At 58.0% G+C, this 288-nt stretch carries 1 protein-coding gene; it reads right to left on the bottom strand.

Annotated elements, in window-relative coordinates; genetic code table 11:
- The coding region (locus EN852_RS43035) for a DUF6101 family protein (protein WP_246694600.1) at positions 1-100 on the bottom strand (100 nt) is incomplete at its 3' end.
- Between the last annotated feature and the right edge of the window lie 188 nt (positions 101-288).

Genomic DNA, 288 nt, shown 5'->3' with positions numbered 1-288 from the left:
CATAATCGTCGCGCGTCGCGTAGCTCACCACTTGCGGCAGGCGGAATGGGTCGAGACGCATGTTGCGTCCCGCCCAGACTGGCTTGCGTCCGGTGTTCACGTTCATAGAGCGCCTTCCTGTCTGTCTCCTGAGAGCCGGTGTCCGGTTCTCTCCGGGCCAGTTTTCCCGGCCTCGTTATGGGGAAACAGTAGCGCCGGCTCCTTACCGCCGCGCTTAAGAAAGTCGGTTAAATTTTGCTGATCTCAGGGATGGTTATCGGAATGCCACCACCCACAAGATGTTGAAAG

Source organism: Mesorhizobium sp. M2E.F.Ca.ET.209.01.1.1 (assembly GCF_004010375.2).
Taxonomy (GTDB): Bacteria; Pseudomonadota; Alphaproteobacteria; order Rhizobiales; family Rhizobiaceae; genus Mesorhizobium.
This window is presented reverse-complemented; position numbering and strand designations above follow the sequence as displayed.